Consider the following 21,639-nt stretch of genomic DNA (forward strand, 5'->3'; position numbering starts at 1 on the left):
TGTGGAGCTTGAGTATTTGATGCGTTACTTGGAGAGCTGGATTAACGGCCTTCGTGGGGGCTGTAACGTTGTTAATCGCGGTTGCCTTGTTGGCGAGGTGAATTTTAGGGCGGTGGGGCCGGGGTAAACAGAGCGGGTTTTGATAAACACTTTTGGCATATTTGGTAACAATCCCTCGCGCGGCCCCTGTAGGAGTTGTCGAGTGCAACGAGGCTGCGATCTTTTGATCTTGCTTTGAAGATCAAAAGATCGCAGCCTGCGGCAGCTCCTACAACCATCGTCGAATGGTTCTATGGGCCCCACCCGGCTACAACGGGGTCATACAAAAACAACTATTACACCGAGGTAGGAAAGATGAGTGCGGCTTCTCTGTATCCCGTTCGTCCCGAGGTTCTGGCAAACACGCTGACTGACGAGGCGACCTACAAAGCCATGTACCAGCAGTCGGTCGTCAACCCGGACGGCTTCTGGCGCGAGCAAGCCAAGCGTCTGGACTGGATCAAGCCTTTCACCACGGTGAAGCAGACGTCGTTCGACGATCACCATGTCGACATCAAGTGGTTTGCCGACGGCACCCTGAACGTTTCCTACAACTGCCTCGACCGCCATCTGGCCGAGCGCGGCGACCAAGTCGCAATCATCTGGGAAGGCGACGATCCTTCCGAAAGCCGCAACATCACCTACCGCGAACTGCACGAGCAAGTGTGCAAACTGGCCAACGCCCTGCGTGGTCAGGACGTGCACCGTGGCGACGTGGTGACCATTTACATGCCGATGATTCCCGAAGCCGTGGTCGCCATGCTGGCCTGCACCCGGATCGGCGCGATTCACTCGGTGGTGTTCGGCGGTTTCTCGCCGGAAGCCCTGGCCGGTCGCATCATCGATTGCCGTTCGAAAGTGGTGATCACCGCTGACGAAGGCATCCGTGCCGGCAAGAAGATTTCCCTCAAGGCCAACGTCGACGACGCCCTGACCAACCCGGAAACCAGCAGCATCCAGAAAGTCATCGTCTGCAAGCGCACCGGTGGCGACATCAAGTGGAACCAGCATCGCGACATCTGGTACGAAGACCTGATGAAGGTCGCGGGCACCGTTTGCGCGCCGAAAGAGATGGGCGCCGAAGAAGCGTTGTTCATCCTTTATACCTCCGGCTCCACCGGCAAGCCGAAGGGCGTGCAGCACACCACCGGCGGTTATCTGCTGTACGCAGCGATGACCCACGAACGCGTGTTCGATTACCGTCCGGGCGAAATCTACTGGTGCACCGCCGACGTCGGCTGGGTCACCGGCCACAGTTACATCGTCTACGGCCCGCTGGCCAACGGCGCGACCACTCTGTTGTTCGAAGGCGTACCGAATTATCCGGACATCACCCGGGTGGCGAAGATCATCGACAAGCACAAGGTCAACATCCTCTACACCGCACCGACCGCAATCCGCGCGATGATGGCCTCGGGTCAGGCCGCCGTGGAAGGCGCCGATGGCAGCAGCCTGCGCCTGCTCGGTTCGGTCGGTGAGCCGATCAACCCGGAAGCCTGGGACTGGTACTACAAGAATGTCGGCAAGTCGCGTTGCCCGATCGTCGATACCTGGTGGCAGACCGAAACCGGCGGCAACATGATGAGCCCGCTGCCGGGCGCCCACGCGCTGAAGCCGGGTTCGGCGGCGCGTCCGTTCTTCGGTGTGGTGCCGGCGCTGGTCGACAACCTCGGCAACATCATCGAGGGCGAGGCCGAAGGCAATCTGGTGATTCTCGATTCGTGGCCTGGCCAGGCGCGTACGCTGTACGGCGATCACGATCGTTTCGTCGATACCTACTTCAAGACCTTCCGTGGCATGTACTTCACCGGTGACGGCGCGCGTCGCGATGCCGACGGTTACTACTGGATCACCGGGCGCGTGGACGACGTGCTCAACGTGTCCGGCCACCGCATGGGCACCGCCGAGATCGAGAGCGCGATGGTCGCGCATCCGAAGGTGGCCGAAGCTGCGGTGGTGGGTGTGCCGCATGACATCAAGGGGCAGGGCATCTATGTCTATGTGACCTTGAAGAATGGCGAGGAGCCGACCGAGCAGTTGCGTCTGGAGCTGAAGAACTGGGTGCGCAAGGAGATCGGCCCGATTGCTTCGCCGGACGTGATCCAGTGGGCGCCGGGTCTGCCGAAAACCCGTTCGGGCAAGATCATGCGCCGCATCCTGCGCAAGATTGCCACGGCGGAATACGATGGCTTGGGCGACATCTCGACCCTGGCGGATCCGGGTGTGGTGCAGCATTTGATTGATACGCACAAGACCATGAATGTTGCTTAAGCGTTAGAAGCATAGGAGCCCTGCCCGGTTTTGCCGGATGGGGCTTTTTTGTGTCTGGTGGATTTGTGTCGATCGGGCTGGCCTCATCGCGAGCAGGCTCGCTCCCACAAGGAAACGGGCGCATTTCAAATGTGGGAGCGAGCCTGCTCGCGAAGGCGATCTGTCAGACACCGCAGTAGTCAGCTGTAGGAAACCGCAACACCCCAACCAATAATTATCGATCTGCACCGTCAGACCTTTCCCGCTGTTACCCGCCACAACCCAATGTGTAACCGCCCGCGCCAAACCGGGGCGAAGGGAAACGCGGTGCGCCGTTTTAGAGCCTCCAAAGCCCCGCGGAAAAATAAGACATAACGCTGCGCTTGCCGGATTAGAAGGGTTTGCGAATAATGGGCCCGCAACTTGCAATATGTATCGGTTCACTGTCTTTCGCTCTTGCATGAAATTGCAGGGCTGTCAATGAGCTCAAACCGCTTTCTCGGTGCATCTGTAATTAGTTGTCGCATTGAAGAAATATCGGCTTCGGGCCTGTCGTTAGAATGCCGATCACTCGCTCATCGTGGCTGACGTTGAAATCGCCTGCGGTTTCAACGGGAAATTTCCGCCGATGCGCAACCGATTTCCGATTCACCCATTCGCATATTGGGCTGTCGCTCACTCTGCCGTTTTTGCCCTTTACCGATGGAGTCCCAAGATGAAGAAACTTGTGCTGCTTGGCGCCCTGGCACTGTCCGTGCTGTCGCTGAATGCCGTCGCTGACGAAAAACCTGTGAAGATCGGCATCGAAGCGGCTTACCCTCCATTCGCTTCGAAAGCACCGGACGGCAGCATCGTCGGTTTCGACTACGACATCGGCAACGCGCTGTGCGAAGAGATGAAGGTCAAGTGTGTGTGGGTCGAGCAAGAGTTCGACGGTCTGATCCCGGCTCTCAAAGTGCGCAAGATCGACGCCATCCTGTCGTCGATGTCGATCACCGAAGATCGCAAGAAGTCGGTCGACTTCACCAACAAGTACTACAACACTCCGGCGCGTCTGGTCATGAAGGCCGGCACTCAGGTCAGCGAAGGTCTGGCTGAGCTGAAAGGCAAGAACATCGGCGTACAGCGTGGCTCGATCCACGAGCGTTTCGCCCGCGAAGTTCTCGCTCCACTGGGCGCCGAGATCAAGCCGTACGGCTCGCAGAACGAAATCTACCTCGACGTGGCTGCCGGTCGCCTCGACGGTACCGTGGCTGACGCCACCCTGCTGGACGATGGTTTCCTGAAAACCGACGCCGGCAAAGGCTTCGCATTCGTTGGCCCGGCCTTCACCGACGTCAAATACTTCGGCGACGGCGTAGGTATCGCAGTGCGCAAGGGCGACGCCCTGAAAGACAAGATCAACACTGCCATCGCGGCCATCCGCGAAAACGGCAAATACAAAGCAATCCAGGACAAGTACTTCGCCTTCGACATCTACGGCAAGTAAGACGTCTCTGCGACAAGTCCGAAATGGCGCAAGCAACAGAATCTCTGCGGTTTGCGCCATTTTTTCATCCCAACTTTCGAGGACCTGAATCATGTTGAAAGGCTACGGGGCTGTCATCCTCGATGGCGCATGGCTGACGCTTCAGCTCGCCTTGTCGTCCATGGCTCTGGCCATCGTTCTCGGGCTGATCGGTGTCGCGTTGCGCCTGTCGCCGGTGCGCTGGCTGGCGTGGCTGGGCGACCTGTATTCGACGGTGATCCGCGGCATTCCCGATCTGGTGCTGATCCTGCTGATCTTCTACGGCGGTCAGGACTTGCTCAACCGCGTCGCGCCGATGCTCGGCTATGACGACTACATCGACCTGAACCCGCTGGCCGCCGGTATCGGCACCCTCGGTTTCATCTTCGGTGCGTACCTCTCGGAGACCTTCCGCGGTGCGTTCATGGCGATCCCCAAGGGCCAGGCCGAAGCGGGCATGGCGTACGGCATGAGCAGTTTTCAGGTGTTCTTCCGGGTGATGGTGCCGCAGATGATTCGTCTGGCGATTCCCGGCTTCACCAACAACTGGCTGGTACTGACCAAGGCCACCGCGCTGATTTCCGTGGTCGGTCTGCAAGACATGATGTTCAAGGCCAAGCAGGCGGCAGATGCCACGCGCGAGCCTTTCACCTTCTTCCTCGCAGTGGCGGCGATGTACCTGGTGATCACCAGTGTTTCGTTGCTGGCATTGCGTCACCTTGAGAAGCGCTACTCGGTAGGCGTAAGGGCGGCTGATCTATGATCTTCGACTACAACGTCATCTGGGAGGCACTGCCGCTGTACTTCAGCGGCCTGCTGACCACCCTCAAACTGCTCGCGCTGTCGCTGTTCTTCGGCTTGCTCGCGGCGTTGCCGCTGGGGCTGATGCGCGTCTCGAAAAACCCGTTCGTCAACGGCGCCGCGTGGCTGTACACCTACGTGATTCGTGGCACGCCGATGCTGGTGCAGCTGTTCCTGATCTACTACGGTCTGGCCCAGTTTGAAGCGGTACGCGAAAGCTTCCTGTGGCCGTGGCTGTCCAGCGCAACGTTCTGCGCCTGCCTGGCTTTTGCCGTGAACACCAGCGCCTACACCGCAGAAATCATTGCCGGCAGCCTCAAGGCCACGCCGAACGGTGAGATCGAAGCGGCCAAGGCCATGGGCATGTCGCGCTTCAAACTGTACAAGCGCATCCTGCTGCCGTCGGCCCTGCGCCGGGCGCTGCCGCAGTACAGCAACGAAGTGATCATGATGCTGCAGACCACCAGTCTGGCGTCGATCGTGACCCTGATCGACATCACTGGCGCGGCACGTACCGTCAACGCGCAGTTCTACCTGCCGTTCGAGGCGTACATCACCGCCGGCGTGTTCTACCTGTGCCTGACCTTCATTCTGGTCAAGCTGTTCAAACTGGCCGAGCGTCGCTGGTTGAGCTACCTCGCGCCACGGAAGCACTGATATGCAACGCATCGACCACGTATTGCCGTGGAGCCACCTAGGCAGCGAGCGCAAGGTTTCGGTTTTCCGTTTCGGCAGCGGCGAGCGCAAGGCCTACATCCAGGCCAGCCTGCACGCCGATGAACTGCCGGGCATGCGCACCGCCTGGGAGCTGAAAAAGCGCCTCGGCGAACTCGAAGCACAAGGCTTGCTCAACGGCGTGATCGAGCTGGTGCCAGTGGCCAATCCGCTGGGTCTCGGGCAATTGCTGCAAGGCAATTTCCAGGGCCGTTTCGAGGCGGGCAGCGGCAAGAATTTCAACCGTGACTTCGTCGAGCTCAGCGCGCCGGTTGTGGCGGCACTGGGCGAAAAGCTCGGTGATGATCCGCATGCCAATGTGCGCCTGATCCGCCAGGCAATGGCCGACCACCTGGCCGGCCTGCCTGAAGCGAGCAGCCAGTTGCAGGGCATGCAGCGTGTCTTGCTCAGCCACGCCTGCACCGCTGACGTCGTGCTGGATCTGCACTGCGACGCCGAAGCCGCGCTGCACATGTACGCGCTGCCGCAGCACTGGCCGCAGTGGCGTTCGCTGTCGGCGCACCTGAACGTCAAGGTTGGTTTGCTCGCCGAAGATTCCGGCGGCAGCTCGTTCGACGAAGCCTGCTCGCTGCCGTGGCTGCGCCTGTCGCGGCAGTTTCCCGATGCGCAGATTCCGCTGGCGTGTCTGGCGACGACCATCGAGCTGGGCGGGCAGGCCGACACTGGCCGCGTCGAAGCCGAGGCTTATGCCGAAGGCATTCTGGCGTTCCTTGCCGAGCAAGGCCTGATCACCGGCGAGTGGCCGGACCCGGCCTTCGAACCGTGCGAAGGCCTGCCGTTCGAAGGCACCGAATTGCTGTTTGCGCCGCACCCCGGTGTGGTGAGTTTTGCCCGCAAGCCCGGCGAATGGGTCGAGGCGGGCGACGAGATTTTTCAAGTGATCGACCCTGTGTCCGATCGGGTCAGCACGGTATGTGCTGGTACGTCCGGGGTGCTGTTTGCCATTGAACGGCTGCGCTATGCCCAACCCGGTTTCTGGCTGGCCAAGGTGGCGGGGCGCGAAGCGCTGCGTCACGGGCGCTTGCTCAACGACTGACTGACTGTTTTTGTGAGAACCGACCGCATGTACAAACTTGAAGTCCAAGACCTGCATAAACGCTATGGCAGTCACGAAGTGCTCAAGGGCGTGTCCCTGAAAGCCGCCGCCGGCGATGTGATCAGCATCATCGGCTCCAGTGGCTCCGGCAAAAGTACTTTCCTGCGCTGCATCAACCTGCTCGAGCAGCCGCACGCCGGCAAGATCCTGCTCAACAACGAAGAGCTGAAACTGGTGGCGAACAAGGACGGCGCGCTGAAAGCCGCTGATCCGAAGCAGCTGCAACGCATGCGTTCGCGCCTGTCGATGGTGTTCCAGCATTTCAACCTGTGGTCGCACATGACCGCGCTGGAAAACATCATGGAAGCGCCAGTGCATGTGCTTGGCGTGTCCAAGGCCGAAGCCCGCGAGAAAGCCGAGCACTACCTGAACAAGGTTGGCGTGGCCCATCGCAAAGATGCGTTCCCGGGGCACATGTCCGGCGGCGAGCAGCAGCGTGTGGCAATTGCCCGGGCGCTGGCGATGGAGCCGGAAGTGATGCTGTTCGACGAACCGACCTCGGCCCTTGACCCTGAACTGGTTGGCGACGTGCTGAAAGTCATGCAGGCGCTGGCGCAGGAAGGCCGGACCATGGTCGTGGTGACCCACGAAATGGGCTTCGCCCGTGAAGTGTCAAACCAGTTGGTGTTCCTGCACAAAGGCGTCGTCGAAGAAAGCGGCAACCCGCGCGAAGTGCTGGTCAACCCGCAGTCGGAGCGCTTGCAGCAGTTCCTGTCGGGCAGCCTGAAATAAATCAGGGCTGCCGTTGTGCACCAGATTAGGTCATGCTTCGCGATCTTCTGGCTGGTTCAGATCCCCTGTGGGAGCGAGCCTGCTCGCGAAAGCGGTAGAACAGCCAGCAATTATGTTGACTGGTACACCGCCTTCGCGAGCAGGCTCGCTCCCACAGTCTGATCTTCACCGGTTTCAGGATTTGTATTCATTTCCGGGCTAGCATTGGCCCATGCCTTCATCACCGTTGTTCGTTTCGGATTGCCCGCCCATGACTGCCCATCGAATTGGTTTCCTGATTTGGCCCAGCACTAAAGCGTTGACGCTGGCGCTGGCGGAGGAGGCCTTGCGTGTTGCGCAGCGGGTGCACCCGGACGTGGTTTACGAACTGTCGTTCTTGCAGGCCGAGCCGCAGACCGAAGGGGCCTGGCAATTGCCCGGCGAACCCTGGGCCGGCAAGCTCGAGAACTTCCAGAAACTCTTTCTGCTCGCTGACGAGCCGCCGACCACCCTGGCGCCGGCGCTGAGCAGTGCGCTCAAGCAACTGGTGCGTGCCGGTTGCGTGATCGGTGGTCTGTCAGCCGGTGTCTATCCGCTGGCCCAGCTCGGTTTGCTCGACGGTTATCGCGCCGCCGTGCACTGGCGCTGGCAGGACGATTTCGCTGAGCGCTTCCCGAAAGTCATCGCCACCAGTCATCTGTTCGACTGGGACCGCGACCGCCTGACCGCTTGCGGCGGCATGTCGGTGCTCGACCTGTTGCTCGCGGTGCTGGCCCGCGATCACGGTGCGGAACTGGCCGGTGCGGTTTCGGAAGAACTGGTCGTCGAGCGCATCCGCGAGGGTGGTGAGCGTCAGCGCATTCCGTTGCAGAATCGCCTCGGCTCCAGCCATCCGAAGCTGACCCAGGCGGTGTTGCTGATGGAAGCCAACATCGAAGAGCCGCTGACCACCGACGAAATCGCCCAGCACGTGTGCGTATCCCGTCGGCAGTTGGAACGGATCTTCAAGCAATACCTCAACCGTGTGCCGAGCCAGTACTACCTGGAACTGCGCCTGAACAAGGCCCGGCAGATGTTGATGCAGACCAGCAAGTCGATCATCCAGATCGGCCTCTCGTGTGGCTTCTCCTCGGGGCCGCATTTCTCCAGCGCCTATCGCAACTTCTTCGGTGCCACGCCGCGCGAAGATCGCAACCAGCGGCGCAGCAGCAGTCCGTTCGAATTGTCGTCAGTGCCGCCGGAGCGTGGCTGAGCGCGGATCGACCCTCAATCGGTTTCCATGCCGCCGGAGAAGTCATGGAAATCTTCAATCGTCTGATACGCGGTGTCGTTGCTCGACTGCTGCTCCAGCACGCGCAATTGGTACGCCGCGTCATAACGGTGGAGGCGCTGCAGGCTTTCGGCAGTCAGCGGGTTGTCGCTGAAGTCGTATTCGGTCAGCACGTCGCCGGGCTGTAAAGGAAACTCGCCCGGCAACTCGGTGATCGCGTTCCCGGACAAGTCGGCGTACATCAATCGAGGCAGTCCGAACAGGCCGTCAGGCACCTTGCTCAAGGCACAGTTGCCCAGACGCACATCGGTCATCTGCGGGAAATGACTCAGATCCGGAGCCATGTCGAGCGGATTATCGCTCAGGTCCACGGAACTGAGGTTCCTCAGTGTTGCGAATGCTTCCGCGGTCTGCGCAGTCAGCGTGATCTCACAGCCAGGCAGATACAGACTGCGCAGCCGGTCCATGGCGAATATCCGGGTGGGAATCTCGCCCAGCGGGTAGTCGCGGATGTCGATGCCTTTGAGCTTTGGAAACAACTCCAGCAGACGATCGATCCGAGGCGGGGCGGACGCCGTGGTGGTCAGTTTCAATTGTTCGATATGGTCAAAACGCGCGGTCAGCGGCGGCAGCTCGCCGGTAAACGACAACTCGCAGCTAACTCCCGGACCTGTCAGGTACGCGGGGGCACGGCGCAGCTCGTCTTCCAGGTTTTGTCTGAATTCCTGGCGGTTGAGTCTTTCCCTGGCTGCCGCGTCGGTCCCAGGCGGCATCTGCGTGTCAGTATCGTTGGGAGTCTCGTTGGCCCAGCTATCCAGGCGTTCGAGCAGGCTGGTGAGATCGGTTTTGCGGCGCATCAGCTCAAGACGTCCATCGGCCAGCGTTCCCGCAAGCTTGTAGACCAGATCGTTGGCATCGAAGCCGGACAGCGACGGGTAAAGGCTTTGCGCCAGATCGATGTCGTCCTGTTGGACCCAGACGCTGAAATTGTCTGCCTTGGCCTGGAAAGCGGCTTTGACACGTTCTCTGGACGCAACCGACAACGGGTTGGCGCCCAGTTCAATGCCGCGACCGGAATAACGTGTCAGTTCCGTCGGCAGTTCGACGATGTTGTTGTCGCTCAGCAATGCAACTTCCAGATGCGGCAGCTGTTCCAGCCCGGCAGGAACGCTAGCGATTCCGGTATTGATCAGATCGATGAACGTCAGGCTCTGCAGTGCCGACACATCGGGCGTGACCTGCAGCGGATTGTTATACAAGTCCAGAGATTTCAACCGGGTCAGCGTCGACAAGACCGCTTGTCCGGCAGGATCCAGAGTGATCTGGCACCTGCTCAGCATCAACGTTTCCAGCGACGGCAGGCTTTGCAGCGCTTGAGGCATCCGGCCGAGGGAAAAATCCTGCAGTTCCAGGCCCTGCAATCCGCTGAAGCTTGTGAGAAAACCCTCGGAAACCTTCAATTCCGGATTGCCCTGAAGACTGAGATGCGTGATGTGACTGAAGTCAGCGGCCAACTGCGGTAACTCACCGGTAAATGCCGCATTGGCAGTGAAGGTGTTAAATCGTAGTGCTGCATTGTCAGCGCGCCTGCCGCGCCACAGTTGCTCGAGGCTTTCGCTGAATTTTTGGCGCTCGGCGAGTTCTGCGGCTTTTTCCTGCGCAGTCCATGGCCGCTCTGTCGATGGATTGTTGTCTGGCAGACGCTCACGCCATGCGTGGAGATCGCCAATCATGCGGGCGATTTCCCCCTCCCATCTGATCAGTTGCGCCGTGCCGGCCTGTAATGTCCCGGGCAGGCGATAAATCATGTTGATCGCAGCGTTTTCGCCCAGTCGCGGGAACAGTCGCTGCGCCATGGCAATGTCAGCCGATGCCGGCTTGATCCGGAAGTTGCGCCCCTGAGCCGCGTAGTAGAGCTTGACGCGCTCGCGGGCATTCAAGGACAGAGGGTTGTCGTTCAGATATACGCCGTCGGCGCGATTGGGTTTCAAGCTGAAGATGGCGTCCGGCAGCTCGGTAATCTGGTTGTTATCAAGGCATAGCTCTCGCAGCAGCGGATGCTCGGCAATGCCCTTCGGCACGCTGGTCAGATCGGTATGGCCAAGTAAAAAGTTGGTTACCTTGGGCAGGGTTGTCAGATCTGGCGCGTTTGACAGTGGGTTGTGGCTCAGATCGAGCAGCCGCAGCCCGGACAGAGTGCCGAGTACTTGCTGTCCGGCAGGTGTCAGTGTCAGGGCGCAGTCATTCAGTTTGAGCTCTTTGAGATACTGCAGGCGGCCGACGAATGAGGGTATGTCATAGAGCGTGAAGGCTTTCAATTTCAGCGTCTGAAGATTCGGGAACAATGCAGCGAACGGCTCCAGTCCGGCGGTCGTTACGTTGCCGGTGAGCTTGAGGCTGGTAACGTGATCGAAGTTGACACTCAGGCGCGGCATTTCGCCGAGGAACTTCAGGTCTGCCGCAAACAATGCGCTGCGCTTGCCGCTTCCCATCGATCTTTCGCTCCAGAAATCCTCTATCAATTGCTTGAAGTCGGAGCGTGCGGATCGTTGCGCCATATGCTCGCTTGCGCTTAAGGCCTGACCGGTAACCGGGTGCGCAGACGGCGTTGCCGAGGCCCAGCGGGTCAGGTCGTCGTGCATCTGTTGCTGCTCCGCTTTCCAGCGAAGGAGCTGTTGGTGGCTGTCCTCCAGATTGCCGGGCAAGTCGTAGATCATCTCGCTGGCCTCTTGCTTGTTCAAACCGGGAAACAGCTCCCGGGCGAGGCTCACGTCCGGCTCGGGCGCCAGGACGTCAAAGTCGTTTCGATGAATGCGGAAGTAGTTTTTGATCTCATCGCGCGTTGCTGCCGAGAGCGGATTGTCGGCAAAGTCAATGCCGTCACTGCGCTCGGCGGGGAGGTCGAACAGCGCCTCCGGCAATTGCGTGATGCGGTTGCCCGAGAGCGCTGCGGTTCGTAACCCCGGATGGCTGGCCAGTCCGTCGGGAACGACGGTCAGCCCGCAGTTGGACAGATCGAGATGGAACAATTCCGGCAACAGGTTCAGGTCGGGGAACGTCCCCAGCGGATTATTGCTCAGGTCCAGCGTGTCCAGAGCGCTGAGTGACAGCAGCGCAGCCTGATTTTCCGGGGTCATGACCACGCCACAATTTTTCAGCTCAAGGTCGGTCAGTTGAGGCAGTTTTGCCTCGCCAAGCGCAAGCGGTTCCAGTTCGAAGCCGTGCATTTTCAGCTTGGCAAGGTAGGGGAAGCACTCCACGAAGCGCAGGGCGGCGGTGATATTGGCGTTGCCGGTGAGGTTCAGCCGCGTCACGCGCTCCAGACCGCCGCTGAGTATCGGCATATCCCCACTGAACGTCGCCGTTGCCCTGAGTTCTTCAAGGCGCGGGTATCTCGGCGGGCTGCGCCAGAATTGTTCGATCTGTTGCGCAAAGTCTCGCCTGGCCTCCAGTTCGCGGGCTTGGGCCTCAAGAGGCAGGCGTTCTCCCGATTCAGCCGCAGTCACGGCGGCCTGGTTGATCCATTGGTTGAGTTCGAGATTCAGAACCCCGAGCTCATTTTCCCAGCGTGACAACTGTACACCGCACTCGGCCAATGTTCCGGGCAAGCGGTACAACACCTGTGTTGCGCCTTCCGTATCGAGGGAGGGAAACAAGGCGACGGTGCGCTGCAGATCCTCCTGCACGGGCCGGACGCCGAAGTGCCTTCCGGTGTGCTCGTAGAACACTTTTACCCGCTCGCGAGAGGCCGCCGTCAACGGGTTGTCGGCAAAGGTATAACCATCGCTGAGGGAGCTGGCCAGGTTGAAAAAACTGTCCGGTATCCGCGTGATGCGGTTGCGATCGAATTGCGCCGAAATCAGTCGCGGATGATCCAGCAGATCGTCGGGCACCGAGTGGATTCCGGTATCCGACAGGTTCACGTAGCGCAACGAAGGCAGCGTGTGCAGGTCCGGAGGCAGGCCCAGCGCATTGCCTTGCAGATCAAGGAGGGTGAGCTGCGGCATGGAAGCCAGCACCGACTCTGTGACCGTCGTCAGGCTGACCCGGCAATCGCGTAAACGCAATTCGCGCAGCGAGGGCATTGAAGTCAGCGCTTGCGGCAGGCTCGGCAGGTTGAGGTCGCGCGCATCCAGTCTCCGCAACTGACTGAACGACTGCAAAAAATTGTCAACGGAAGTGGTCATCGGGCTGCCATCGATGACGAGCGAGGTGATATGACTGAAGTCTGCCGACAACACCGGCAAGTCGCCCATCACCGCAGGTGTAAGGTCCAAGGCATACCCGGCGGCAAGACCCTGTCGATCAAGGCTCGTGACGTGCTCCCGCCTCCAGGCTTTGAGCAATTGCTCCCTGAGCAGCCTGCGATTCTGGATTTCGGCGCGCTTCTCCAGCGAGGTGAGCGCCGTGCCGGTTTCCGGGTGCACGGCGGGGGGATTGTTGGCCCAGACATGGAGTTCGTTCTGCAATTGCAGGTAGTCATTTTGCAAGCGAAGCATCTCTGCGCGCGGGCCTGCGGGACTCCTGCGCATGCTTTCGGCGAGAAAGCGCATCTCATGATCCGACATGCGTGGATAGAGCACGCGGATGTCTTCTTCGAGGGTGTGCGGCTGGCCAGCGGGGCGCGGCGGACGCGGAGCATGGGAATAACCATCGGTACCGAGCAGGCGCAGCGTGTCGACCGCCGGCGCTCGGGACGGCGTATCGGCAATCACCTGACGCCACTCGTTGCGCTCAAGCGTACGTTCACGAATGGCCGCCTTCAGCGCCTGACTCTGGCCGATCCGGATATCGAGGCTCTGGCGCTCGCTGTCGGGCAGTGCGTACAACAGGCTGGAATAGAAATCAGCGAATGAATGCAGCTGCTGCCCACGATCGTCATAAGGTTGATATTGGCCATCGTCGCGGCGCACCAGCACCTTGTGTTCGGGCGCATTGTCGCGGCCGATCGTGTCCAGTAACGGGCCTTCGTAGCGACCGTCACGGATTTCGATACGGACATCGCCGCTCCAGCCCGGCAGCAGTTTGAGGCTGTGCAGCGCCAGAGAATCAGAGTCGGGGTTGCTCACCGAGGCCAGCTCAAGGCCTTCATACGCGCGGGTGACGCGCACCTCGTCACTGGCCATCTGCATGAGCGTCTGCTGGCGCGGGGGCAGTTGTCCTTCGCTGATCTGTAGCAGTTCACTGCCGGTCGCGGTATCGAGCAGTTCGCGGGTAATGCTTGCCGGCAATTGCGGAGGGTGAGTATTGAGTCGTGCCGCCAGCGGGTCGTCGAGGTGCTGGAGGGCTTGATAGCGCGACTCGAACAGCGCGCTTGTGTTGCGTCTGGCGAGGTCGGCCACTTGCTTGCGCAGGTTCTGGCTGCGGACCTCGATGGACGGCGTCGGTCCCGCAAAAGGCTCGTCCAGCAAGGCTTTGATCTGCGTCTCGTCGAGGGCTTGGAGCAGGGTTTTGAGCACGTCGCCACCGGCCAGCCTGTCCTGGCGTAGTTCGATTACCGGCAGGCTTGTGTCGGTAGACGATTGCCACAGTTGCTCGCCTTGGCGATCGAGCAGGCGCAGGCATTTGTCGCCTGGCCAGCGACCGTATTCGCTGAGCACCTGCAGCTGCATGGTCGGGTCGGCGCGCAGAAAAACTTCAGCGTCATCGCTGTCGAGCTGGTCGATGAAGCGTTGCAACTGCTGATCAATCTTGAAGCGCTGGATACTGTCGGTGAGCAGAGGCGGGACCCTTTCCTGCTCGACATGCATTTTGCGCAACGCGTCTTCGCTGGTTCCGCTGATCTGCATGACGGTTTCGCGCTCGCTCGGCGACAAGCTCTCGACCGCAGGGCCGATGCGGCGCAGCGCGGTTGCGCCATCCCATTCCAGCGGTTGCTCCAGTTCAGTGTGCCAGGCACCTTCGCCATTGTGGCGCAGCACCGGTTGGTATGCGTCGGGGCGACTCGGATGTTCGATCCGGTACTGACCCGGCACCTGGCTGTCTGTGACTGCAAAGTGCGCGCCCTCCAGGGGCAACAGGCGCTTGTCCTCATGTGCATGCAGACCCAGTGCATCGGGTTGCGAATCGGCAGTCGGCTTCTGCGGATGTTTGTAGCGTTCGAGATCCGGTTGCCAATAGCGGGTGTCACCATTGGCCAGTGGTACCGGTTTGAAGCGGTCGATGAACGCCACGACTTCCTTGGGCAATACCTTGCGAAACTCGGCCGCGCCAATCGCACCGCCGACGGCGAACATGCCCAACTGGATCATTGATTCCACGGTGCCCATCAAGTGTTCGACCGCTTCGGTCGTGCGTCCCTGCGCCCACTCGACAATGCCTTCAAATACTTCATCGAGCATCTGATAGGCCATGTACGCCATCATCGCTTCACCGAGCACGGGCACGAAGGGCGCGACGATCATCGCGGCGGTCTGGGCGATGGAAGAGATGATGTTGACCAGCGAATCCCAGAATGCCCAGCGCGCCCTTTGATCGACCAGGGCAGTCGGTACGGCAATGGTTCGGGCGTCATTGAAAATCTTGTTCAGCTTTGCCTGGTACAGGTGTTGCCAGACCTCGTCGTAAAACGGCGTCAGCGCAGTCTGCAGATCGGGCCGCTCCACCGGGGCTTCGCGCCAGGCCGGCAGCGGGTCGCCGGGTTCGTGCGGATGCCAGCGGATTTCACTCAGCCGGCTGTTGAGAGTGCTGAAGAAGAAACCGCGCTGGTCGTGGTTGACGAAGCGGCTGAAGAATTGCTGATAGTCCCTGGAGCGCAACTGGCGCGTCAGTTCCACCACCATTTCCAATGGCGAGGCGTACTCCTTGAACGGATGTTCGGGGTCATCCGGGACGTAGGCGACGACGCGCGCTGCATTGCGTGTCATGTACAGGTCCGGGGCGAATACCACGATGCCGGTCAGCGGTGCGCAAAGCATCGTCATGTCATGACACAGCAGCGGGGCGCCATGCACATGCAGGCCTTTCATGCCGTCGAGCATGGCCTCGATCATGCGCACCGCGTTTTCCGAGACATCGCGGTTCATCCGCGCCCATTGCAGGGCAGCCTTCATCGCGGCCTGCTGGCTGGCGTCGAGCTTGCCGCGCAAAACCGAGGCGACCATCGGATCGGAATAGCCCAGATTGTCTTCCAGACTGGCTTTGTATTGGGCGCCGATATCCAGTCGACGGCACAGTTTTGTGAAAGCCGGAATGCTTAGTTTCGCCTTGATCTCGGGCAGGGTTTCAAACTGTCCTGTAGCCGAGGGGGCGGTGGTGAATGTCGACTCGGCTTCGAAGGCGTCGTCTTCGGTTTCCCTGTCTTCGAAGTTATGCAGCGCCGCCTCGAGCAGTGACACGGACCAGGTGCGGGCGCCGGTGCGAATCGGAAACCACGGGGTGGTGGCGGGAATGTACAGGCGCACGTAGGTGTTTCTGACATCCAGCTCCAGATCGAAGCAGCTTTTCAGCTCGGCCTTGAGCAGGGGCTCGGCGAAGGCCGCAGCGTCCTGCAAGTGCTCCAGGCTTTTATCGACCCGGCTCTGCGCGGTGATATGCGCCGCCCCAAGGCTCTTCATCAGCGCGTGCTGTTCGGCTGGCGCGTTCTTGAGCGCGGCCGGCTGTTGCGGGAGGCTGCTTTTCAGTGCTTCTCGCCGAGTGGCTGAGGTGTCGCCCAGCCAGGCGGGAATCGCGTTTTTCAGTGGTTGATAATGCTCGTCCGCATGGTGCGCGTCAGTTGCGTCATCCGGGGTTGCCGTTGGGGATGCTTCAGACAAATGCATGGCCATTCCTTGGCGTTGGGAAGAACCCTCAGCAAATCAGCAGCAAGCGCCCCCCGTGCGGTAGATATTTATGTCTCTGCCGTGGGGGCTGACTTGGTATCCTGCGCGGCCTGCCGCAAATCGGCCGCGCCCGGTAAACTGCGCCTTTGCGACGCTATATGTCGCATTGCCGTAAACCCGGGAAAATCCGGGGTTTGCGCTATAAGAAGTTGTCGCTTGGCGACAAGGCCGGGCACCCAACTGTCCTTACAATCCCCTCATCGCTCGCCAGTTCCAGGCGGGTGTTCCTCTTCAGGAGACTCCGATGTCCGTTGAGCACGCTGCGGTACAACGCGCCGATTTCGACCAGGTAATGGTTCCCAACTACGCGCCTGCCGCTTTCATTCCGGTGCGTGGCGCCGGTTCCCGGGTCTGGGATCAGGCCGGCCGCGAGCTGATCGACTTCGCCGGCGGGATTGCCGTTAACGTATTGGGCCACGCGCATCCGGCGCTGGTCGGTGCCTTGACCGAACAGGCGAACAAGCTGTGGCACGTGTCCAACGTGTTCACCAACGAACCAGCCCTGCGCCTGGCGCACAAGCTGATCGACGCCACGTTCGCCGAGCGCGTGTTCTTCTGCAACTCCGGCGCCGAAGCCAACGAGGCCGCGTTCAAGCTGGCCCGTCGCGTCGCATTCGACCGTTTCGGCTCCGAGAAATACGAAATCATCGCCGCGCTGAACAGCTTCCACGGCCGTACCCTGTTCACCGTCAACGTCGGTGGCCAGTCGAAGTACTCGGACGGTTTCGGCCCGAAAATCACTGGCATCACCCACGTTCCCTACAACGATCTGGCGGCGCTTAAAGCCGCGGTTTCCGAGAAGACCTGCGCGGTCGTGCTCGAGCCGATCCAGGGCGAGGGCGGCGTACTGCCGGCCGAACTGGCTTACCTGCAAGGTGCCCGCGAACTGTGCGACGCGAACAACGCGCTGCTGGTGTTCGACGAAGTGCAGACCGGCATGGGCCGCAGCGGCAAGCTGTTCGCCTACCAGCATTACGGCGTGACCCCGGACATCCTCACCAGCGCCAAGAGCCTGGGCGGTGGTTTCCCGATCGCGGCGATGATGACCACCGAAGCGCTGGCCAAGCATCTGGTCGTCGGCACCCACGGCACCACCTACGGCGGCAACCCGCTGGCTTGCGCGGTCGCCGAAGCGGTGATCGACGTGGTCAACACCCCTGAAGTGTTGAGCGGCGTGAACGCCAAGCACGACAAGTTCAAGACCCGCCTGCAACAGATCGGCGAGAAATACGGCCTGTTCACCCAGGTGCGTGGTCTCGGTCTGCTGATCGGTTGCGTGCTGAGCGAAGCGTGGAAAGGCAAGGCCAAGGACATCTTCAACGCCGCCGAACAGGAAGGCCTGATGATTCTCCAGGCTGGCCCGGACGTGATCCGTTTCGCCCCGAGCCTGGTGGTGGAAGACGCCGATATCGACGCCGGTCTCGACCGCTTCGAACGTGCTGCTGCGAAGTTGACGCAAGCCTGATGGACCTTTCGGTGCCTGGAGTTTTTCCGGCGCCGAACCAATTTTTGATACCGGGCACATTCACCTGTTGGATTGAACCTGTGGTGAGGGGATTTATCCCCGATGGGCTGCGCAGCGGCCCCAGATTTTTGGGGGTGCTTCGCCCCCCAGCGGGGATAAATCCCCTCGCCACAAGTCCCATTCCTGCATCGATCTTTATGTGGGCCCGGTTTTTTCTGTGAATATTGAAGAGAAAGGAGTGACACCATGCTGGTGATGCGCCCCGCGCAAATGGCTGATCTGGGCGAGGTACAGCGTCTGGCTGCGGACAGCCCGATTGGTGTCACTTCCTTGCCGGATGACGTGGAACGTCTGAGCGACAAGATCGCCGCGAGCGAAGCTTCGTTCGCTGCCGAAGTGAGCTTCAACGGTGAAGAGAGTTATTTCTTTGTCCTTGAAGATTCCACCACCGGCAAACTGGTCGGCTGCTCGGCCATTGTCGCTTCCGCCGGTTACTCGGAGCCGTTCTACAGCTTCCGCAACGAGACCTTCGTTCACGCCTCCCGCGAGCTGAAGATCCACAACAAGATCCACGTGCTCTCGCAGTGCCACGACCTGACCGGCAACAGCTTGCTGACCAGTTTCTACGTGCAGCGCGAACTGGTCGGATCGCCATGGGCCGAGCTCAATTCCCGTGGCCGTCTGCTGTTCGTCGCCAGCCACCCGGAGCGTTTTGCCGATTCGGTGGTGACCGAGATCGTCGGTTACAGCGACGAGAATGGCGATTCGCCGTTCTGGGATGCGATCGGGCGTAACTTCTTCGACCTCAACTACGCCGAGGCCGAGCGCCTGTGCGGGCTGAAAAGCCGCACCTTCCTCGACGAGCTGATGCCGCATTACCCGATCTACGTGCCGCTGCTGCCGGACTCCGCCCAAGAGGCGATGGGCCAGGTGCACCCGCGTGCGCAGATCACCTTCGACATCCTGATGCGCGAAGGCTTCGAGACCGATCACTACATCGACATCTTCGACGGCGGCCCGACCCTGCATGCGCGGGTTTCCGGGATCCGTTCGATCGCCCAGAGCCGCGTGGTGCCGGTGAAGATCGGCGAGCCGGTCAAAGGCGCCGGACGCCAGTACCTGGTGGCTAACGCGCAGTTGCAGGATTACCGCGCGGTGTTGCTGGAGCTGGATTACGCGCCGGGCAAACCGGTGACGCTGGATATGGAAGCAGCCGAAGCCCTGGGCGTCGGTGAAGGTGCCAGCGTGCGCCTGGTGGCGGTTTAACGCCTTAGCGAGTTTCACGGGTGGCGCGAGCGGCCCGTTTGAGGAGATAGCATGATTGTTCGTCCCGTACGCAGCAGCGATTTATCCGCGCTGATCGACCTGGCCCGCAGCACCGGCACCGGCCTGACTACCTTGCCGGCCAACGAAGAGCGCCTGACCCACCGGGTCGGCTGGGCCGAGAAGACCTTTCGCGGCGAAGCCGGGCGTGGCGATGCCGACTATCTGTTCGTGCTCGAAGACGATGACGGCCGCGTGGTGGGGATTTCCGCCATCGCCGGCGCGGTCGGCCTGCGTGAGCCCTGGTACAACTTCCGCGTCGGTCTGACGGTCAGCGCTTCGCAAGAGCTGAACATCTATCGCGAAATCCCGACGCTGTTTCTGGCCAACGACCTGACCGGCAATTCCGAGCTGTGCTCGCTGTTCCTCCACGCCGATTACCGCAACGGTCTCAACGGCCGGATGCTGTCCAAGGCGCGCATGCTGTTCATCGCTGAGTTCCCGGAGCTGTTCGGCAACAAGATCATCGCCGAAATGCGTGGCGTGTCCGACGACGCCGGGCGCTCGCCGTTCTGGGAAAGCCTCGGCCGGCACTTCTTCAAGATGGAATTCAGCCAGGCCGATTACCTGACCGGCGTCGGCAACAAGGCGTTCATCGCCGAACTGATGCCGAAATTCCCGCTGTATACCTGCTTCCTTTCGCCGGACGCGCGCAACGTCATCGGCCAGGTGCACCCGGACACCGAGCCGGCGTTAGCCATGCTCAAGAGCGAAGGCTTCAGCTATCAGGGTTACGTCGACATCTTCGACGCCGGCCCGGCCATCGAATGCGAAACCAGCAAGATCCGCGCGGTGCGTGACAGCGAAGCGCTGGTGCTGGCCGTCGGCACACCGGGCGATGACGCCACGCCGTTCATCATCCACAACCGCAAGCGCGAGGATTGCCGCATCACGGCTGCACCAGCGCGCCTGGCTGCGGGCACCCTGGTGGTCGATCCGCAGACCGCGAAACGTCTTCAACTCAGCGCCGGCGATCAGGTTCGCGCCGTGGCGCTGTCCGCTGCACGGGAGTCGAAATAATGAATTCGCTATACATCGCAGGTGAGTGGCTGGCCGGTCAGGGCGAAGCTTTCCAATCGCTGAACCCGGTGACCCAGCAAGTGCTGTGGGCGGGCGAGGGCGCCACTGCCGCGCAGGTCGAATCGGCGGTTCAGGCTGCTCGCCAGGCATTTCCTCAGTGGGCACGTCGCACCCTCGAGGAGCGCATCAGCGTCCTCGAAGCTTTTGCTGCTGCGTTGAAAAACCACGCTGACGAACTGGCTCGCACCATCGGCGAAGAAACCGGCAAACCGCTGTGGGAAGCTGCGACCGAAGTCACCAGCATGGTCAACAAGATCGCGATTTCGGTGCAGAGCTACCGCGAGCGCACCGGCGAGAAGAGCGGCCCATTGGGCGACGCCACCGCCGTGTTGCGCCACAAGCCCCACGGCGTGGTCGCGGTGTTCGGCCCTTACAACTTCCCCGGTCACCTGCCTAACGGTCATATCGTCCCGGCGCTGCTGGCCGGTAACAGCGTGCTGTTCAAGCCCAGCGAACTGACGCCGAAAGTCGCCGAGTTGACGGTCAAGTGCTGGATCGAAGCCGGCCTGCCGGCAGGCGTGTTGAACCTGCTGCAGGGCGCGCGGGAAACCGGTATCGCTCTGGCGGCGAACCCGGGTATCGACGGTCTGTTCTTCACCGGTTCAAGCCGCACCGGCAATCACCTGCACCAGCAATTCGCCGGGCGTCCGGACAAGATTCTTGCGCTGGAGATGGGCGGCAACAACCCACTGGTGGTCGATCAGGTCGCTGATCTGGACGCGGCGGTGTACACGATCATTCAGTCGGCGTTCATTTCCGCCGGCCAGCGCTGCACCTGCGCCCGCCGTCTGCTGGTGCCGCAAGGCGCGTGGGGCGACAGCCTGCTCCAGCGTCTGGTGGAGGTCAGTTCGACCATTGAAGTCGGTGCCTTCGATCAGCAACCGGCACCGTTCATGGGCTCGGTGATTTCCCTCGGCGCGGCGAAAGCGCTGATGGATGCGCAGGAACAACTGCTGGCCAACGGCGCGGTGGCGCTGCTGGAAATGACCCAGCCGCAAGCACAATCGGCCTTGCTGACTCCGGGCATTGTCGATGTGACGGCCGTGGCCGAGCGTCCGGACGAAGAACTGTTCGGGCCGCTGCTGCAAGTGATCCGCTATGCCGATTTCGGCGCCGCGATCAGTGAAGCTAACAACACCGCTTATGGACTGGCCGCCGGTTTGCTCTCCGATTCCGAAGCGCGTTACCAGCAGTTTTGGCTGGAAAGCCGCGCCGGCATCGTCAACTGGAACAAACAGCTGACCGGTGCCGCGAGCAGCGCGCCATTCGGCGGCGTCGGCGCCTCGGGCAACCACCGCGCCAGCGCCTATTACGCAGCGGATTACTGCGCATACCCGGTGGCGTCGCTGGAAACCCCGAGCCTGGTGCTGCCTGCCTCGCTGACACCCGGCGTGAAAATGGCGTGATGCCCATTCGCGAGCAGGCTCGCTCCCACAGGTTCAGTGGTGTTCACACATTTTGTGTTCAACCTAAATTCTGTGGGAGCGAGCCTGCTCGCGAAGGCCGCGCCTCGGTCTTAAAGAATAGTTACTGAAGCCTATA

Annotated in this window: 12 protein-coding genes; 11 read left to right on the forward strand and 1 reads right to left on the reverse strand. The window is 60.9% G+C overall.

All coding sequences use genetic code 11. The features are described 5' to 3' along the window. The first annotated feature begins 354 nt into the window (after nucleotides 1-354). From acs to argR, 7 genes are all read left to right on the forward strand, one after another. On the forward strand, nucleotides 355-2,310 hold the full coding sequence (acs, locus tag KVG85_RS00775) for an acetate--CoA ligase (RefSeq protein WP_186551463.1): 1,956 nt from the start codon (nucleotides 355-357) through the stop codon (nucleotides 2,308-2,310). A 694-nt stretch (nucleotides 2,311-3,004) separates the two neighbouring features. Further along, nucleotides 3,005-3,778: an ABC transporter substrate-binding protein gene (locus tag KVG85_RS00780; RefSeq protein ID WP_024014020.1), complete on the forward strand. Its 774-nt coding sequence runs from the start codon at nucleotides 3,005-3,007 to the stop codon at nucleotides 3,776-3,778. Between the two features lie 91 nt (nucleotides 3,779-3,869). Continuing rightward, nucleotides 3,870-4,559 carry an ABC transporter permease gene (locus tag KVG85_RS00785; RefSeq protein ID WP_016773583.1) on the forward strand — a complete coding sequence of 230 codons (690 nt, stop codon included), beginning with the start codon at nucleotides 3,870-3,872 and terminating at the stop codon, nucleotides 4,557-4,559. Then, complete coding sequence (locus KVG85_RS00790; RefSeq protein WP_024014019.1) at nucleotides 4,556-5,254, forward strand: ABC transporter permease; 699 nt, start codon at nucleotides 4,556-4,558, stop codon at nucleotides 5,252-5,254. Before KVG85_RS00785 ends, KVG85_RS00790 begins: the two co-directional genes overlap by 4 nt. A gap of 1 nt (nucleotide 5,255) precedes the next feature. Continuing rightward, nucleotides 5,256-6,368, forward strand: a complete 1,113-nt coding sequence (locus KVG85_RS00795; protein WP_217862741.1) for a M14 family metallopeptidase — start codon at nucleotides 5,256-5,258, stop codon at nucleotides 6,366-6,368. Nucleotides 6,369-6,395: 27 nt separating this feature from the next. Beyond that, nucleotides 6,396-7,160, forward strand: coding sequence for an ABC transporter ATP-binding protein (locus KVG85_RS00800; RefSeq protein WP_003227281.1), 765 nt, complete (start codon nucleotides 6,396-6,398; stop codon nucleotides 7,158-7,160). A gap of 250 nt (nucleotides 7,161-7,410) precedes the next feature. After that, on the forward strand, nucleotides 7,411-8,391 hold the full coding sequence (gene argR / locus KVG85_RS00805; protein WP_041479242.1) for a transcriptional regulator ArgR: 981 nt from the start codon (nucleotides 7,411-7,413) through the stop codon (nucleotides 8,389-8,391). 14 nt (nucleotides 8,392-8,405) lie between these two features. On the opposite strand, the gene KVG85_RS00810 is transcribed toward argR, so the two are convergent. After that, nucleotides 8,406-16,169, reverse strand: a complete 7,764-nt coding sequence (locus KVG85_RS00810) for a dermonecrotic toxin domain-containing protein (RefSeq protein WP_217862742.1) — start codon at nucleotides 16,167-16,169, stop codon at nucleotides 8,406-8,408. 304 nt (nucleotides 16,170-16,473) lie between these two features. Between KVG85_RS00810 and KVG85_RS00815 the strand changes: the two genes are divergently transcribed. The 4 genes from KVG85_RS00815 to astD all read left to right on the forward strand — a co-directional run bounded on the left by KVG85_RS00815 (nucleotide 16,474) and on the right by astD (nucleotide 21,503). Beyond that, nucleotides 16,474-17,694 (forward strand): aspartate aminotransferase family protein, encoded by a 1,221-nt coding sequence (locus KVG85_RS00815; RefSeq protein ID WP_217862743.1) that lies wholly within the window; start codon nucleotides 16,474-16,476, stop codon nucleotides 17,692-17,694. Between the two features lie 246 nt (nucleotides 17,695-17,940). After that, on the forward strand, nucleotides 17,941-18,960 hold the full coding sequence (aruF, locus tag KVG85_RS00820; protein ID WP_217862744.1) for an arginine/ornithine succinyltransferase subunit alpha: 1,020 nt from the start codon (nucleotides 17,941-17,943) through the stop codon (nucleotides 18,958-18,960). A 51-nt stretch (nucleotides 18,961-19,011) separates the two neighbouring features. After that, nucleotides 19,012-20,037, forward strand: a complete 1,026-nt coding sequence (astA, locus tag KVG85_RS00825; protein ID WP_024014014.1) for an arginine N-succinyltransferase — start codon at nucleotides 19,012-19,014, stop codon at nucleotides 20,035-20,037. After that, complete coding sequence (gene astD / locus KVG85_RS00830) at nucleotides 20,034-21,503, forward strand: succinylglutamate-semialdehyde dehydrogenase (protein ID WP_217864915.1); 1,470 nt, start codon at nucleotides 20,034-20,036, stop codon at nucleotides 21,501-21,503. The genes astA and astD overlap by 4 nt, the downstream gene beginning before the upstream one ends. Nucleotides 21,504-21,639: the final 136 nt, after the last annotated feature.

This window comes from Pseudomonas triticicola (assembly GCF_019145375.1).
Taxonomy (GTDB): domain Bacteria; phylum Pseudomonadota; class Gammaproteobacteria; order Pseudomonadales; family Pseudomonadaceae; genus Aquipseudomonas; species Aquipseudomonas triticicola.